A 15,498-nucleotide genomic window follows, 5' to 3' on the forward strand; every position below is an offset into this window, starting at 1 on the left:
TTTCTTTTTCTATAATTTGACCGATGATTATGTTTAAAAAAACGGCTTTATTCACTAAACCTGCGAAACATCAAGAATTAAAAACATCTACAACCTTTTTATCTTCTGCTCCTTTAAGTCAATTTCAAAATGATCTGCCGGATCCCCATTAGACAGCAAAGATAGAATTTTAAAAATGGCTTTCAATCGTACAACAAAAGTATCATTTGACTTATTGAGTTCAAAGGATTTAATCAAAGTTCGATACTGCTGTAATCTTTCTTTTGGAATATCCTTCTTAGCTAGTTCATCAGCAGATTGGAATTTATACAGATCAAGTAGTAGGTCTTCAAAACCCCATTTCTGGAATGAATCAATATTAATTATCTTTTGGGTCGATTCCGTCTTTGAATTTTGTGAAAGCAAAAACAAGTCTTTTCCGCTTAAAAGTTTTCCCCTTTCAATAAAATCGTTAGGCCAGTCATCAGGAATCATTCGCAAGCGAACCAGCTCTTTCAAATGGAATAGCATAAAATCATGATAGGATTTCGTCTTCAGAATATCCCTATTCCATAGAATGGTATTTTTAGTTTTTTGCAATGCTTGATATTCTTTTTCATACAACGGAAATAGCTCGTCAAAACGGGGAACATTATTTAAAACTTCTGTCTGAACCTCCATTTTATTCTGAGAATGAATGGTAAGAACTTTATAGCTTGGTAAATAAGCGGCTAACGAAGGAACCTGAACATTCACCAGCATTTTATCTCCCTCTTTTCGTATCCCAGTGTCATTGATATGCATATGTCCGGCAAAATGAATTTGCAACCCTGCATCTAAGAATTCTTTTGCAACTTCCTCTTCTGGAACTCTTTCCAGCTGCCATTTCTTTTCACCTAAAAGCGTCTTGATTTCATTCGTTGCCCCATCATTAAAATCGATCATTGGATAATGTGTAAAAGCAATTAATGTTTTATTATTTTTTTTAGCTTCAGCAGCAACCTGTTTAACCCATTGAATTAAATGCTGCTTATGGGTCAGGACATTATTATATCCAATACTTGCTCCTTTGTAATTACCTGCATCTTTGGGGTTATGATTAAGATCTTTAGGAATATAGGTATTTCCATCAATCGCAATCATCCAGACTCCTTTTATTGGTTCCACTACATAGCTTAGATCCGGAACTGAAAAACCTTTGGAAACTTCATACATCCTATTTGAGTATTCAGCATAATGTTGTGCGTTAGAATAGGAATAATTGGAATAGGAATGATCATCAAAAGGAGTACTCCAATATATATTCTCTTTATCAGGATAAAATCCGAAATCTTTTAATTCGTCCAAAATTTCAATATATCCAGACTCAGCAATATCTTTAGTAATAATGTGATTCTTCGTTTTTATTAAATCTTTTTTACTGTAAATCCCCAACAGAGATCCGTCTTCTGCCAAAAAATCATCCTTTCCACCATCCTGACGAAATGGACCAACCGGATCGTGATTACCAGTGGTTAAATAAAAATGAATTCCATATTTCTTACGATATTGATCCAAAATCTGATGCAGTCCACGTAAATTATAAGCCTGTCCATCATCCGAGAAATCTCCGGGCATAGCAATGATCTTAATTCCTTTAGCCGCAATATCATCCAAAGCCTTTAAAAAAGCAAAATAATTTTCATTAAAAATTCTGGTAGAATGCAACTGAGAATCCATTGTTCTAAGGATAGTTGGTTTTCCGGTTTTAGGATTAACAATTCCTTGAAAGTCATTATCCGAAAAACTCCCATACAAATCCTGGAAATGCACATCAGAAAGAAAAGCAATCTGCACCGGCTTTTGCTGGGCAGATAAACAAGTGAAAGCAAAAACTAAGGTGGAGAAAATTCCTTTTTTAAACATGGTAAAAAATAACCCGAAAATTAAGGGATTATTTTAGGTATTGCTTTAATAGAAAATTAAATAATTGTGAAAGATGTTATTGTTCTATTTGTAATGAATCTTCTGGCTTACCGGCATATTTGTCAATAATAAATGGTGTTGATTTTCTAAGTTCTCTTCCGTTGTTCGGATCCGTTCCATCGCCAGTAAAAAACTCTACTTCTCCATAATATTTTGAATACCAGGTTTTTCCTAAAGCATTCTCAACCGTCAGAGTATCTTTCCGTGTAATCCTTTTAAAGAACTTCATTCTATCTGAATTAAGAGGTTTTAAATCAAGTAAAGGATTCTTATCCTTACAGTCAGCCAACTTATATTCATTTTCATCCCAATACATACATTCCTTTACAGGTTGAGAATCAAAACCCGATAAAAAACCTTGAGGGGTTGCCTTTCCACTATTTGAGAAAACAACATTTCCGGTAACAAGACTAATAACCAATATAATTTCCATGATCCCTAATCCATTTTGTTTTATAAATTCTGGCATCTTAAAATGTTGCTCATTGGTAATATTAATGATAATATTCGAAAGCTTTTCTGTGAGAGACTCTTCGTCTTTATCTACACTAATCTTTACAGTTGTCTTATTTGCTGCTTCATCTTTCTTGACAAAAGTTCTGGAAAAGTCTGCGAAGTCTTTGTATCCAATATATTGGCTTAATTTATCCTGTTTAAGAGGCTCTATATTAGTATCTCCCGCTTTTTCTATAAAAGTTTCGTAATATCTGCTAAAGGTTTTGTCTGAAATTTTAAAGTCCAATTTATCTTCAAAATAAGACCACAAATAAGCAGCTAATCCGTTTTTCGTATCCTTTCCGGATTCTTCTCTTGCCTGTTTGAATACCTCATGAATTAGTAGTTTTCTTTTGGACATATTTAGTTTTTAAGGTAATTACAAAATAGATGATTTTCACTCATGTCGCATTACGGATTTCCGTAATAACCTCTTGTCCATTTTCTGTCTATCGATGTCTATGTTTTGTCTAATATATGCGTCACCCTTTGTCGCATCTTTGCTTCAGAAATCAGTGACAAACAAAACATTACAAAAACAAAAATACAAAACTGATTTCTAAATCACCAGATAAAACGGAAGAAAACTCCGGGTTGGGAAGCAGATGTTTCTCTTCCGTTTTTGAAGGTTCTACTTCCCAAAAAATTTAAGAAGCGCTTCGAATTTTTTAACCGTGTAAAACTATCTGCGATCGGTTTCGCAGGAAAGAACACGAATGCTTTAACATTAAATTTTTTGAAAAATGATCCAGTTTATATTAATGCTATTAGGTTTAGCATTTCCAAATAATAACGTAAATACAGCAGCATGTCATAACAACCCAACACAAATCACAACACTGACCAGTAGTGATCCAGGTGAGGGAGTAGATCCAGGAGGATCAGAAGGAGACACAGGAGGAGATACAGGGCAAACGCCACCAAGGTAAATAATTATCTTTAATAAGCGAAGGAATGATCTTTCGCTTATTTTTTTTAAATTAGTTAAAACTAATTACCTTGAAAACTAATTACCTTTTTGTTCTATTACTTTTTATCTCCTGTTCTCAAAATAAGAATAAACAAACAAAATTAACTCAAAATACATTTTATGAGAAAGCCTGGGAATTTAAAGACAATAGAGAAGCTGATAGTGCATTAGTATATTTTTATAAAGCCAAGTCTTTTTATTTAAAGCAACAGGATAGTATTGGAGCCGGTAAAAGCCTTATAAATATTGGTATTATTTTAACAGAAAAAGGAGATTATTTTGGAGCACAAGAAACTTCGTTAGAAGCGACAAATTACTTTGATACAAGAATATCTTCTAATAATGAATATCTAAAATCCAATTATAATAATTTAGGAATTGCTTCCTACAACTTGAAAGAATATGATAGTGCCCTAAAATTTTATAATCTAGCAATTAAACTTTCAAATAATATTTTAGACACTAGAATTTATTTAAATAATAAAGCCAGGGCTCTTCAAGATATTTACGATTATGATGGAGCATTAAATATATATAATAATATTTTTAAAGATGTCAGCAAAAATAAGATGGAGTACGCTCGAACATTAACAAATTTAGCCAAGACTAAATGGTTACAAAATCCAGCATATGATCCTATTCCAGAATTAAAAAAATCTTTGAACATCAGATTAGAAGAAAATGATTATTGGGGACAAAATTCGAGCTACGCTAATATCGCAGATTATTATATTAAACAAAATAAGCTTGATTCTGCATTGTTCTTTGCAAATAAAATGTTCAAAATCTCTAAGCAACTTAAAAGTCCCGATGACCAACTTGAAGCTTTACAGAAGTTGGTAATTTCTGAAAGTCCCGAAAATTCGAAACGAGATTTTCTTTTATATCAAAAACTAAATGATAGCATTTACATTGCAAGGAGTAAATCAAAAAATCAATTTGCCTTAATAAGATATGAAACCGAGAAGAATAGAGCTGATTTTCTAAGATCTGAAGCACAAAATGCACAAAAAGAAATTCAGTTATTATGGCAATATTTACTTTCAGGATCATTAATTACTGTCGTCATCATCATCATTATTTTATACAACAGACGGCAAAAGAGGTTAAATCAAGAAAAAGAACTTGAGATTAAAAAAACACAACTTAAAATCTCAAAAAAAGTACACGACGTAGTTGCTAATGGTATCTACCAGGTAATGACCAAAATTGAAAATCAGGAAAATTTCAACAAAAATGATGCTTTGGATGAGCTTGAATTTGTGTATGAAAAATCCAGAGACATTTCTTACGAAAAGGGGGATACAAAAAATATAGAGAAAGATTTCAATGAAAGGATTTCTGAACTTATTGGCTCTTTTAACAATGCTAATGTAAAGACCTATCTCGCAGGAAATGATAAAAACATCTGGAAAGATGTAGACAAATCAAAACAAGATGAACTTTATCAAATCATCCGTGAATTGCTTGTGAACATGAAAAAACACAGTCAGGCAGAGAGAGTGATTTTGAAGTTTGAAAAAGAGAATAACCTCATCACAATCTATTACACAGACAATGGAATTGGTATTCCAGGAGATATTATTTATAAAAATGGTCTATCTTCTACGGTTTCCCGTATAGAAACGATCAATGGAGAAATTATTTTTGACACCAAAACCGAAAAAGGATTGAAGATCACTATTTCATTTCCTGTTTCTTAAAAATTTAAAAAAATGTTCAAAAAAATTTTAATTGCAGAAGATCAAGAAATGGGTAGCTTTTCTGTACAAAAAACACTAGAAGATCTCAATATTCCAAATGTTGATTATGTATATTATTGTGATGATGCATTAGCAAAGGTTCAAAAATCTATTCGAGAAAACATTCCTTATGACTTGTTAATTACAGACCTCTCTTTCGAGGAAGACCATCACAAACAAAATATTAAAGACGGGAAAGAATTAATAAAAAAAATAAGAGAAATCCAACCTTCACTAAAAGTGATTGTTTTTTCTGGTGAGCATAAATCAGGAATTATAGATTCTCTTTTTAAAGAATATCATATTAACGGCTACGTTCGTAAAGCAAGAAATGATTCGAAGGAGTTAAAAAAATCCATGGCTGCTGTTTACATTAACGAAAATTATTTACCCTTCGACCTCAAACAGGATATGAAAAAACTGAATAGCTATGAGTTTTCAGCTTATGATATCACATTAGTTTCACTTCTCTCAAAAGGAATTTTACAGAAAAACATTCCGATACACCTTCAAGAGAAAGATATAAAACCATATAGTTTAAGCAGTGTTGAAAAAAAACTAAACAGTTTAAAAGAAGACTTGCAAGTTACCAGTAATGAACAGCTAGTCGCTTTTTGTAAAGACCTGGGGATTATATAAAGACATTTTTTTAACCTTTCTCATTAAAACCTTTCAATTTTTTTGAAAGGTTTTTTCGTTTTACGGATTCCCGTAAGGATTGGTTTTTAAAGGTTTATACTTTTGGAATGTTAAACAATTAAATAAATAATAGTTATGAAAAAGTATTATGTAAACAAAAATGCTCAAAGCAATGGTGACCATGAAGTACATCATGAAGATTGTCGGTATCTGCCAGATACTTTAAATAGAAAATATTTAGGAATGTTCTCCTCATGCAAGGACGCAGTAAAAGAAGCAAAAAAAGAATACACAAAATCCAATGGTTGTAAAACTTGCTCTACCGAGTGTCACACCAGTTAAGAAATTTTAATTAAAACAATCACCATGAAAAAACTAATCTTTACAAGCCTATTAGGTTTAGGCTTATTATTACCCGCAAATATCTCTGCAACAGCAAACAGTGCAGTTTCTAAGACTGAGTTTTCTACAAAGAAACCAAAGAAGAAGTATAAGAAAAGCAGAAGCACTAAAAGTAGAAAAAGCTCAAGAACTTATGCTAAAAGCAAAGGTTGTATGTACAATGGTAATTCTTTAAATGTTGGGCCAAGAGGTGGCTGCTATTACTATTCTGGAAGCAGTAAGGTATATGTAGACAGATCTTACTGCTCTGGCTGCAACTAAATTTCAAGAAAACAACCATGAAATACCTCATCATTGTTGCAGCGCTCTGTTGTTTCATTGGCATCATTGATTTACCTATTGGATACTATACTTTCCTTCGGATACTAGTTTCTTTTATGGCGTTGATTATTATCGTCAATGAATTCAGAAGCAGAAGATTTTGGTTTATCGCTTTTGTGCTGATCTTTATCTTTTTTAATCCATTTCTGCCAATTTATCTTTATTTAAAGCCATATTGGATCATCATTGATATCATTGTCGGGATCTTGCTTTTCATTTATTTCCTAAGGTTGGTCCCCAAAAAGAAAGTAAAACCATCTGAAACAATTGATATAAGACACATTGAAACTCCCCGAACCCGAGATAGAATAATCAAATAAGAAACTATGGAAACAATACAAATCCCTGAAAATCTTAAAGCCCACTTTTTAAGGTTATATCAAATGGCCATCTGTGATGATGATTTTAGTGCATCGGAGCTTAAATTGCTTTATAAATCAGCAGAAGAAAGAGGTATTTCACCAAAAAATCTGGATGAAATCCTTATGAACCCAATTAATTCAAAATCATTAATTCCAGAAACCCTTAATGAAAAGGTTGAATATCTATATGATCTAACGGTAATGATATGGGCGGACGGCGTTGTTTCTCCCAATGAATACGCAGCATTGAAAAAATACATTATAATGTTCGGATTTCTGGAAGAAAATGTAAAAGATATTGCTGATTACTTCATCGAAGCTGTAAAGCAGGGAAAAACAAAAGATGATATTCTAAATGATCTAAAAAACTAACCACTATGAATGCCATGACAAACAATATCAAAAATCTTTTTCGTTTAAAACCAATTCCCCTTGAGGATCCTCAGAATCAACTACCCAGAATAGAATCTTTGAATAGTGAATCTACTGAAGAAAGCAGAAAAAGAACCTACCATGAAACCGGCTACAGAGACAGCACCAGAAACAATGGAAACCATACAGCCCTATCTATTTGCCTGGATGCCATTTATTCTAAATTCCAAAATGAGGAAAAAGAGCTCGTTGAAAAACAGAATAAATTAAAAGAACCCTATCTCAACGAGCAGAAGAACAAAGAAACTGAGATCAAGGGACTTACGGTTTCTTCAGATAACAAAGAGGACCAATTAAAGAATAATGGTGCCGATATCGAAAATGTTCAGGATAAAATTGAAAAACTAAAATTCGAGATCAATGATCTGCCACGAAACCCTGAAATGTATAATGTAAAAGCCACAAAGGGTGCGTCTACAAAATTCTGGATTGGCTTAATTATTCTTATTCCCATAAGTCTGTATCTTTTTACTTTTTATATTTCAACTTCTTATTCTGCTTTCTTTAAAAACTTTGATGCAAATGGTAATATTATTCAAAGTGTTTTGGATGCACAAGCATTCAATAAAGCCTGGGATGAAGGACCACTTGAGGGTGCCTTCGTCACTCTTATTCCATTTGTTTTTTTAGGTTTAGGATATTTGATCCATATGTTTGGTGAAAATAAAAGCATTGCTAACTACTCTAAGATAGTTTTACTTTTCATTATAACTTTTGTTTTTGATGCCATTTTGGCTTACGAAATAGAATCTAAATTATATGAATTAAACAGAACCTTCAACTCTCCTCCTTTTGACCTTTCCATTGCATTTACAAAGAACCAGTTTTGGGGAATTATTTTCGCGGGATTTATTGTTTATATTATTTGGGGGTTGGTTTTCGATTTCGTGATGAAAGAGCATAAAGAAAAAGATAAAATCAGACATGAACAAACCAGAAGGCAAAAGGATATTCTTATTCATCAGGAAAGAATTGAAGATCTAAAAAAACAAAAAGAAGAAATAAGAAATAATATAGGAAGTATAAAGGAACTGATTGCAAAAGCAAAAGGAAGGATTGAAGAACTTCAAAACATTATTGATGGGGTCATTATTCCTACAAAAGATTACAAACTCTATGCTTCAGAATATATGCAGGGCTGGATTACTAATATTAATGAGAGAATTCACTCTCAGAAACTTGTAGACGAATGTATGGAAAAGTACAATGAAAACCTTAGGAAAGTCGGAGCCAACTCTGATAGTCAGAACTCAGTTTATATGTCCATTTTATAAAATAACCATGAAAAAAATATTCTATTTAGTAATAGCCTCTTTTCTTTTCATTCAATGTGGAAAGCCTAAAGAGAAACTTTTAGTGCAATCTGCACCGGTAAACAATTCATCTAAAAATCTAAACATCAGTGTGCTGATCGATCTTTCTGATAGAATTGATCCTGAAAAAAATCCTAATCCTACTATGGAATACTTTCAGAGAGATGTTGAATATATCAAAGCAATTGACAAAGGTTTTTTGGATCATATTAAAGGAAAAAAAGTTATTCAGCTTGATGATCAAATGCAGGTTTTCTTCAATCCAGAACCATCCGATCCGAAAATGAATGATCTTACTAAAAAACTGAAAGTGTCATTTGATAAAAACACTACTAAAGATAATATCAATCTTGTAGAAAACCAGTATTCAACGCTTCCTTTACAAATTTATCAATCAGCAATTAAAGACAAACAATATGTAGGATCAGATATCTGGGAGTTCTTCAAAAACAAGGTAAATGATTATTGCATAAAAGACAACCATAGAAACATTCTTTTCATTTTAACTGATGGGTATATTTATCATAAAGACTCCAAATTTTCCGAAGGAAAGAAGACTTCTTATGTAACACCGGAATTAATAAAATCTTTAAAACTCACTTCCTCAGATTTCAAAACAAAAATCCAAGATGGAAACTTAGGTTTCATTAAAGCAAATGATGATTTAGAAAACCTGGAAGTAATTGTATTGGGAATCAACCCTGTTAAGGGAAATCCATTTGAAGCAGATATTATCAAAGAATACTGGGAAAATTGGTTCAAAGAAATGAAAATCAAAAACTATCAGATCAAATCTGCTGATCTTCCTTCTAATCTTGAACCTATTATCTTGAAAGCCATTACGGGTAAAAACTAAAAACACTCAACATATAACCACAAAAAAAAGCGAAGATAAATCTTCGCTTTTTTATTTTCTTATCATTTCCGTATGTGGAATATCGTCCTCCAGATATTTCTTTCCAGTATCTACAAAACCAAATTCTGAATAGAATCGTATGAGATAATCTTGTGCAGAAATTTTGATTTCAGAGGTATGAAAGCGATTTTCTATCGTTTCAATAGCATACTTCATTAGTTGTTTGCCTAAGCTTTTTCCTCTTGCCTGTTCTGTTGTTAATACCCTTCCAAAAGAAGTTTCGTCATATTTTACGCCTTTATTAAAGACTCTACAGTAGGCAAGGATCTCTCCATCTTCTTCGGCCCAAATATGAATACCTTTTTGATCATTGTTATCCAGATCCGGATATGGACAGTTCTGCTCAATCACAAAAACATCAATACGCGCTTTCAGAATCTTATACAGCTCAGGAACTGTTAATTCATCGAAAGTTTTAATTTTCCAGATTATATTACTCATCAAAGTTTACGCTATTATTTTTTAAAAATTCATTGGTCTTCTGGATGAAATCTAAAATTTTATCACCCCCTTCTTTCTTTTCTGCAGAAGTAATATACAATTCTGGCAGATCTTCCCAGGTCTTATGGAGTTCAGCTTTGTAGTCTTCTACATTTTTTATCACAACATTAGGCTTTAGCTTATCTGCTTTGGTAAAAACAATTGAAAAAGGAACCCCGCTTTCACCACACCATTGGATAAATTCCAGATCGATCTTTTGAGGAGTGTGCCTGGCATCAACTAGAACAAAAAGGTTGACCAGATTTCTTCTGTTCAGTATATAATTGTTAATCAGTTTCTCAAAATCTCTTCTCTGAACTTTTGAAACTTTAGCATACCCATATCCCGGTAAATCGGTAAGATACCAGCTTTCATTGACTATAAAATGGTTGATCAGCTGTGTCTTTCCCGGAGTTTGTGAAGTTTTCGCCAGATCCTTATGATTCATCATTGCATTGATCAATGATGATTTTCCTACGTTTGACCTTCCTATAAAAGCATATTCGGGAATATCCGGTTCCGGGCATTCCTGCCACTTCCCGCTACTTTTTACAAATTCTGCTGTTTTAATTACCATTTTTGAATTATTTTAAGAAAAACAAACCATTAAGATAGCTCTTAATGGTTTAAGTTATTTTACACTTTATCTTTTAACCAGCTGTAGAGAATTTCATTGAATTCATCTGGTTTTTCCATCATTGCTGCGTGGCCGCATTTGTCAATCCAGAATAGATCTGAATTAGGAATGAACTTATGCATGTCTTCTGCCACTTCTGGCGGAGTCACATTATCCTGCTTCCCCCAGATCAGACATGTTGGTGTTAAAATCTTTGGAAGATCATTCAACATATTGTGTTTAATGGCACTTCTTGCAAGCATTACGGTTTTTATCCCTTTCATTCTGTCATTCACCACTCCGAATACCTCATCTACTAAATCTTCTGTTGCTACTGCTGGATCATAGAAAACCTCTTCAGTTTTCTTCCTTATATAGAGTCGGTCACTTTTTCTTGGGAAACTATCTCCGAATGTTCTCTCATACAAACCAGAACTTCCGGTTAAAACAAGATTTTTAACAAGATCAGGCCTTGCCAAAGCTAAAATAAGCCCGACATGTCCGCCCATTGAATTTCCGACAATCGTTACCGGTTCGGAAATATGGCTCTCTATAAACTTAATAATATATTTTGCTATAGTAGTAAGATTGGTATTGAGTACCGGCAAATCATAGATTGGCAATTGAGGTACATATACCTTAAATCCTTTCTCCGAAAAAAAATTCACCATCTTATCGAAATTACTCAAACCACCCATTAAACCGTGCAACAGCACCAATGGATGTCCTTCTCCCGCTTCTACAAAAGTATATTTCTTTTCTTTTTTTGTACTAAATATCATAAAACGCCTTAATAAAGCCTTGCAAAAATACAAATTAAACCTCAAAAATATTTTGATATTCCTAATTTAAGATAAAAATAATATAATAACGGCTTTTTGTCCATCTTTTTTAACATCCTTTTTGTTATGGTCTAAATAATAACAAATACAATATTCAAAATATCAACTACTTACACCATTAACCTTCAATCTTTGATAAAACTTATTAACATTAAGTCAAAAAGTGGGAAAAAGTGGGAAGTTTTGGAAATATTTATATAAATTTGTCCCAAATGAAGAATTTCATTGGAACATATGAGTGTAAAATAGACGACAAAGGTCGCTTAAAAGTACCTGCATCGCTGATCAAGCAGATGGAGAACTTTGAAGACAAAGCCTTTGTAGTCAAACGTTCCGTGTTTCAACCTTGCCTGGAAGTTTACCCTATGAAAGCATGGGATAAGTTGATGGACAAAATTAATAAACTAAACAGATTCATTAAAAAGAATGCTGATTTCATTAGAATGTTTACGGCAGGAGTAAAAACAGTTGAGTTGGATAACGCAGGCAGATTGCAAATTTCAAAAGATCTTACCCTTTTCGCAAGTCTTCAAAAAGATATTGTGATAACAAGTGCGGGAGAATTATTTGAAATCTGGGATAAAGACGCATATGAGAAAGTAATTTCAACCAATGAAACTGATTTTGCAAGCCTTGCTGAAGATGTGATGGGCTCTTTCGATGAAGAATAACTACGCAAAATTGAAAAAAGCGTAAAACACAAATTAAAACATGTATCATAATCCCGTTTTGTTGAAGCAAAGTGTTGATGATTTGGTGACGAATCCAGACGGAACATACGTGGACTGTACTTTTGGTGGCGGAGGCCATTCAAGAGAAATTTTGAGTAGACTTTCTGATAAAGGAAAACTATTCAGTTTTGACCAAGATTTAGATGCTCTTAAAAATAATATTGATGATCCAAGATTTACCTTGATCAATCAGAATTTCAGATTTTTAGAGAACTCCTTACTAATGTATGGAATTTCTCAGGTGGACGGAGTTTTGGCAGATCTTGGAGTGTCATCTCACCAATTTGATGAAGCTGAAAGAGGATTCTCTACGAGAAGCAATGCTCCTTTGGACATGAGAATGAATGTAATGCAGGGTCTGGATGCTAAAAGAGTGATCAACGAATATGAAGAAGAGCAACTGGCAGATATTTTTTATTACTACGGTGAATTAAGGGAAGCCAGAAAATTAGCAAGAGATATTGTTCATCACAGAAAGACCAAGATCATAAATACAACGGAGGACCTGAAAAAACTGTTCAGCTTTCTTCCGCCGCACAAGATTAATAAATTTTATGCACAGCTTTTTCAAGCCATTAGAATTGAAGTTAATCAGGAGCTTGAGGTTTTAAAAGAAATGCTTGTTCAGGCGTATCAGGTTTTAAGACCTGAAGGAAGATTGGTTGTTATCTCTTACCATTCTTTAGAAGACCGTTTGGTTAAAAGATTTTTAAAGAACGGAATGTTTGAAGGAGAACCAGCAAGAGATATTTACGGAAATTATAAGAAAGCCTTTGAGTTACTTAAGAGTAAAGCAATTATTCCAGATGATAAGGAAATTGAAGAAAACTCCAGAGCAAGAAGTGCAAAAATGAGAACAGGAATAAAAATATAAATGATAAAAGATAAGAGATCAATGATCTTGCTTATCAATTATTAACAATCATTTATCAATAATAAACTTTGGCTAAAAGAACAACAAATCGCCCGCAGAAGAGACTCACTTTTATAGATATTATAAAAGGGAATTTCCTTAACCGGGATGAGATAAAAGTACATTACAAGTATTTTCTATTGCTTTTTGTTCTGATGATGGCTATGATCTACAGTAACCACTTAGTGAACAAGAAGATTAAAATTGTAAATGCTTTAAAAGAAGAAACAGAAGAATATAAATCTCGAAATGCATACGCACAAAGCAAACTGATCAAAGTAAAAATGGAATCAGAGCTGGGAAAAGAAGTCGCACGGGATTCTTTAATGACACTGGAAAACCATCCTCACAAACTGCTAATAAAATTGGATAGTACAGATGCAAAAGCAAAATGAATACGATAACAAACGTAAAAAAACGTTAAGGTGGGGCTACCTCTTCGCAGTGGTAGCTTTGTCCGTGTTTGTACTTTTCTTAGCAAGGATCGTTATTCTTCAAAACACTAATGTTCAGGAAATAAAAGACGATTATATTAATAAAAACTATCGTGAAGCCACTTTAAAGGCTGCTCGTGGGAATTTATTTGCTTCAGATGGTTCTATTCTGGCAACCACGGTAATGCGTTATGATATCTTTCTTGATTTCAAAACAATGAAGGATACGATCTACAGCAACAATATTGGCGCATTAACGGATTCTTTAAGCAAGATGTTTGGAAAACCAAGAAGTGAATTCAGACAGAAATTTGACGAACAAAAAAGAAAGAAAAACCAATACTACACTTTAGCAAGAGGATTGGATTTTGATGAATATGATAGAATCCGAAACTTTCCCATTTTTAAAAAAGGAAAGAATAAGGGCGGATTTATCGTTGACAGAAATTATAAACGAGAACTCGCAACTTCCGAAATTGGTGCCGGAACCATCGGAATGGATAATAGCGAATATAAATCCGGACTGGAAGGTGCTTTTTCAAAATATTTAACAGGAACTGACGGAAAAAGATTAGAACAGAGAATCAACTCTTCACAGTGGAAACCGATCGACTTCTGGAAAGTGAAGGAACCTGTGGACGGAGAAGACGTTTATACGACCTTAGATCTTAGAATTCAGGACATTGCGCACTCAGCGTTAGAGAAGCAGTTGGTGAATTTTGAAGCAAAACATGGAACTGTAATTGTAATGGAAGTGGCAACCGGGAAGGTTCGTGCTCTTGTTAATCTAAGAAGAACCGATTCCGGAGATTATGAAGATGCATACAATTATGCTTTAAAAGATAATATAGAACCGGGGTCTACTTTCAAAACTATTTCGCTTTTAGCAGCAATGGATGATGGTTTTATTGATGATAACACTACCGTAAATGTTGGAAACGGAGTTTGGACTTATGCTAAACAAAGAATCTCCGATGGTCATGGTGGCGGAACTTACGACATCAGTGACGTACTGGCAAAATCCAGTAATGTAGGAACCGCAAAACTGATTACAAAATATTATGCCGATAAGCCGCAGATATTTCTGGATCACCTAAAACGCTGGAAATTATTTGACAAAATGGATCTCGAACTTCCTGGAATCGCAAAACCGAAGATCGTTACTCCACAGAATAAAAGATGGAATGCCGCAACACTGGCTTCTATATCATTTGGCTACTCTTCGAATATTAATTTATTACAATTAACGACTTTCTATAATGGAGTTGCTAATAATGGTAAAATGCTGAAGCCTTTATTTATCGACAAAATCATGAAAGATGGTAAAGTAATGTATAGCGCAAAACCAGAGGTAATGGTTAACAAAATGGCATCAGAAAAAGCGATTAAAATGATGACCAGCGCACTAACCAAAGCAGTAGAAAAAGGAACAGGTAAGAGTATTTTCACACCAAATCTTAGGATGGCAGGAAAAACAGGAACAGCAAGATTTGAATACTGGCTTCCTGGGCCGATGAAGTACCGGGCATCTTTTGCTGGTTTTTATCCGGCTGATAATCCGAAGTATACCTGTTATGTAATGATCAGTGAGCCTAATACTGCAAAAGGTTTTTATGGAGCAACTGTATCAGCTCCTGTTTTTAAAGAAATTGCTGGAAAAACATTCTTAAAAACGCCTCAAAATGTTGAAAAAGAAATGCTTGTTGACAGAAAGGTAAACCTCAATAAAATGGTTGAACCAAATGTTAAGGTCGCAGTAAATAATAGCCAAATGCCTAATGTGGTAGGATTGATTGGTAAAAATGTAATCCCACAGTTAGAAAATTTAGGATATCGTGTCGATTATAAAGGAGTTGGAAGAATAAAAGAACAATTTCCTTTGGAAGGCACAGGAATCAGTAAGAACCAGAGAATATATTTATCTCTACAGAATTAAAATAATAAGC

At 33.4% G+C, this 15,498-nt stretch carries 18 protein-coding genes; 13 read left to right on the forward strand and 5 right to left on the reverse strand.

From position 1 onward, the window contains the following. Positions 1 to 87: 87 nt before the first annotated feature. Both NG806_RS15115 and NG806_RS15120 read right to left on the reverse strand, forming a co-directional pair. Positions 88 to 1,884 (reverse strand): metallophosphoesterase, encoded by a 1,797-nt coding sequence (locus NG806_RS15115; RefSeq protein ID WP_261510424.1) that lies wholly within the window; start codon positions 1,882 to 1,884, stop codon positions 88 to 90. A 76-nt stretch (positions 1,885 to 1,960) separates the two neighbouring features. Beyond that, positions 1,961 to 2,800: a hypothetical protein gene (locus tag NG806_RS15120; protein WP_261510426.1), complete on the reverse strand. Its 840-nt coding sequence runs from the start codon at positions 2,798 to 2,800 to the stop codon at positions 1,961 to 1,963. 382 nt (positions 2,801 to 3,182) lie between these two features. On the opposite strand from NG806_RS15120, the gene NG806_RS15125 reads away from it, so the two are divergent. From NG806_RS15125 to NG806_RS15165, 9 genes are all read left to right on the forward strand, one after another. Further along, positions 3,183 to 3,368 (forward strand): hypothetical protein, encoded by a 186-nt coding sequence (locus NG806_RS15125; RefSeq protein ID WP_261510428.1) that lies wholly within the window; start codon positions 3,183 to 3,185, stop codon positions 3,366 to 3,368. A gap of 70 nt (positions 3,369 to 3,438) precedes the next feature. After that, the gene (locus NG806_RS15130) at positions 3,439 to 5,112 is read left to right on the forward strand and encodes a tetratricopeptide repeat-containing sensor histidine kinase (RefSeq protein WP_261510429.1); all 1,674 of its coding nucleotides are present in this window, start codon (positions 3,439 to 3,441) and stop codon (positions 5,110 to 5,112) included. Positions 5,113 to 5,124: 12 nt separating this feature from the next. Next, a complete protein-coding gene (locus tag NG806_RS15135; RefSeq protein ID WP_261510431.1) occupies positions 5,125 to 5,790 on the forward strand; it encodes a response regulator in 666 nt (221 codons plus the stop codon). A 135-nt stretch (positions 5,791 to 5,925) separates the two neighbouring features. Beyond that, entirely contained in the window at positions 5,926 to 6,132 is a 207-nt protein-coding gene (locus tag NG806_RS15140) for a hypothetical protein (protein WP_261510433.1), read from the forward strand. A gap of 24 nt (positions 6,133 to 6,156) precedes the next feature. Next, on the forward strand, positions 6,157 to 6,453 hold the full coding sequence (locus tag NG806_RS15145; RefSeq protein ID WP_261510435.1) for a hypothetical protein: 297 nt from the start codon (positions 6,157 to 6,159) through the stop codon (positions 6,451 to 6,453). A gap of 17 nt (positions 6,454 to 6,470) precedes the next feature. Next, positions 6,471 to 6,833: a DUF6804 family protein gene (locus tag NG806_RS15150; protein ID WP_261510436.1), complete on the forward strand. Its 363-nt coding sequence runs from the start codon at positions 6,471 to 6,473 to the stop codon at positions 6,831 to 6,833. 6 nt (positions 6,834 to 6,839) lie between these two features. Further along, positions 6,840 to 7,247 (forward strand): tellurite resistance TerB family protein, encoded by a 408-nt coding sequence (locus NG806_RS15155; RefSeq protein WP_261510438.1) that lies wholly within the window; start codon positions 6,840 to 6,842, stop codon positions 7,245 to 7,247. Positions 7,248 to 7,252: 5 nt separating this feature from the next. Further along, positions 7,253 to 8,581: a beta-carotene 15,15'-monooxygenase gene (locus tag NG806_RS15160; RefSeq protein ID WP_261510439.1), complete on the forward strand. Its 1,329-nt coding sequence runs from the start codon at positions 7,253 to 7,255 to the stop codon at positions 8,579 to 8,581. 7 nt (positions 8,582 to 8,588) lie between these two features. Continuing rightward, positions 8,589 to 9,476, forward strand: coding sequence for a hypothetical protein (locus NG806_RS15165; protein WP_261510440.1), 888 nt, complete (start codon positions 8,589 to 8,591; stop codon positions 9,474 to 9,476). A gap of 51 nt (positions 9,477 to 9,527) precedes the next feature. Here NG806_RS15165 and NG806_RS15170 read toward each other — a convergent pair whose 3' ends face one another. Genes NG806_RS15170 through NG806_RS15180 form a run of 3 tightly spaced genes read right to left on the reverse strand, consistent with a single transcriptional unit; the run spans position 9,528 to position 11,414 of the window. Then, positions 9,528 to 9,977, reverse strand: a complete 450-nt coding sequence (locus NG806_RS15170) for a GNAT family N-acetyltransferase (RefSeq protein WP_214829615.1) — start codon at positions 9,975 to 9,977, stop codon at positions 9,528 to 9,530. After that, positions 9,970 to 10,593 (reverse strand): ribosome biogenesis GTP-binding protein YihA/YsxC, encoded by a 624-nt coding sequence (yihA, locus tag NG806_RS15175; RefSeq protein WP_261510443.1) that lies wholly within the window; start codon positions 10,591 to 10,593, stop codon positions 9,970 to 9,972. The genes NG806_RS15170 and yihA overlap by 8 nt, the downstream gene beginning before the upstream one ends. 59 nt (positions 10,594 to 10,652) lie before the next feature. Continuing rightward, on the reverse strand, positions 10,653 to 11,414 hold the full coding sequence (locus NG806_RS15180) for an alpha/beta fold hydrolase (protein ID WP_214829619.1): 762 nt from the start codon (positions 11,412 to 11,414) through the stop codon (positions 10,653 to 10,655). A 272-nt stretch (positions 11,415 to 11,686) separates the two neighbouring features. Between NG806_RS15180 and mraZ the strand changes: the two genes are divergently transcribed. The 4 genes from mraZ to NG806_RS15200 all read left to right on the forward strand — a co-directional run bounded on the left by mraZ (position 11,687) and on the right by NG806_RS15200 (position 15,488). Then, entirely contained in the window at positions 11,687 to 12,145 is a 459-nt protein-coding gene (mraZ, locus tag NG806_RS15185; RefSeq protein WP_200242953.1) for a division/cell wall cluster transcriptional repressor MraZ, read from the forward strand. A 40-nt stretch (positions 12,146 to 12,185) separates the two neighbouring features. Then, positions 12,186 to 13,079, forward strand: coding sequence for a 16S rRNA (cytosine(1402)-N(4))-methyltransferase RsmH (gene rsmH, locus NG806_RS15190; RefSeq protein WP_261510445.1), 894 nt, complete (start codon positions 12,186 to 12,188; stop codon positions 13,077 to 13,079). A 68-nt stretch (positions 13,080 to 13,147) separates the two neighbouring features. Continuing rightward, positions 13,148 to 13,513, forward strand: coding sequence for an FtsL-like putative cell division protein (locus NG806_RS15195; protein WP_214829621.1), 366 nt, complete (start codon positions 13,148 to 13,150; stop codon positions 13,511 to 13,513). Continuing rightward, positions 13,497 to 15,488 (forward strand): penicillin-binding transpeptidase domain-containing protein, encoded by a 1,992-nt coding sequence (locus tag NG806_RS15200; protein ID WP_214829623.1) that lies wholly within the window; start codon positions 13,497 to 13,499, stop codon positions 15,486 to 15,488. Before NG806_RS15195 ends, NG806_RS15200 begins: the two co-directional genes overlap by 17 nt. The last annotated feature ends 10 nt before the right edge of the window (positions 15,489 to 15,498 follow it).

The organism is Chryseobacterium paludis, assembly GCF_025403485.1.
In the GTDB taxonomy this organism is placed as follows: domain Bacteria; phylum Bacteroidota; class Bacteroidia; order Flavobacteriales; family Weeksellaceae; genus Chryseobacterium; species Chryseobacterium paludis.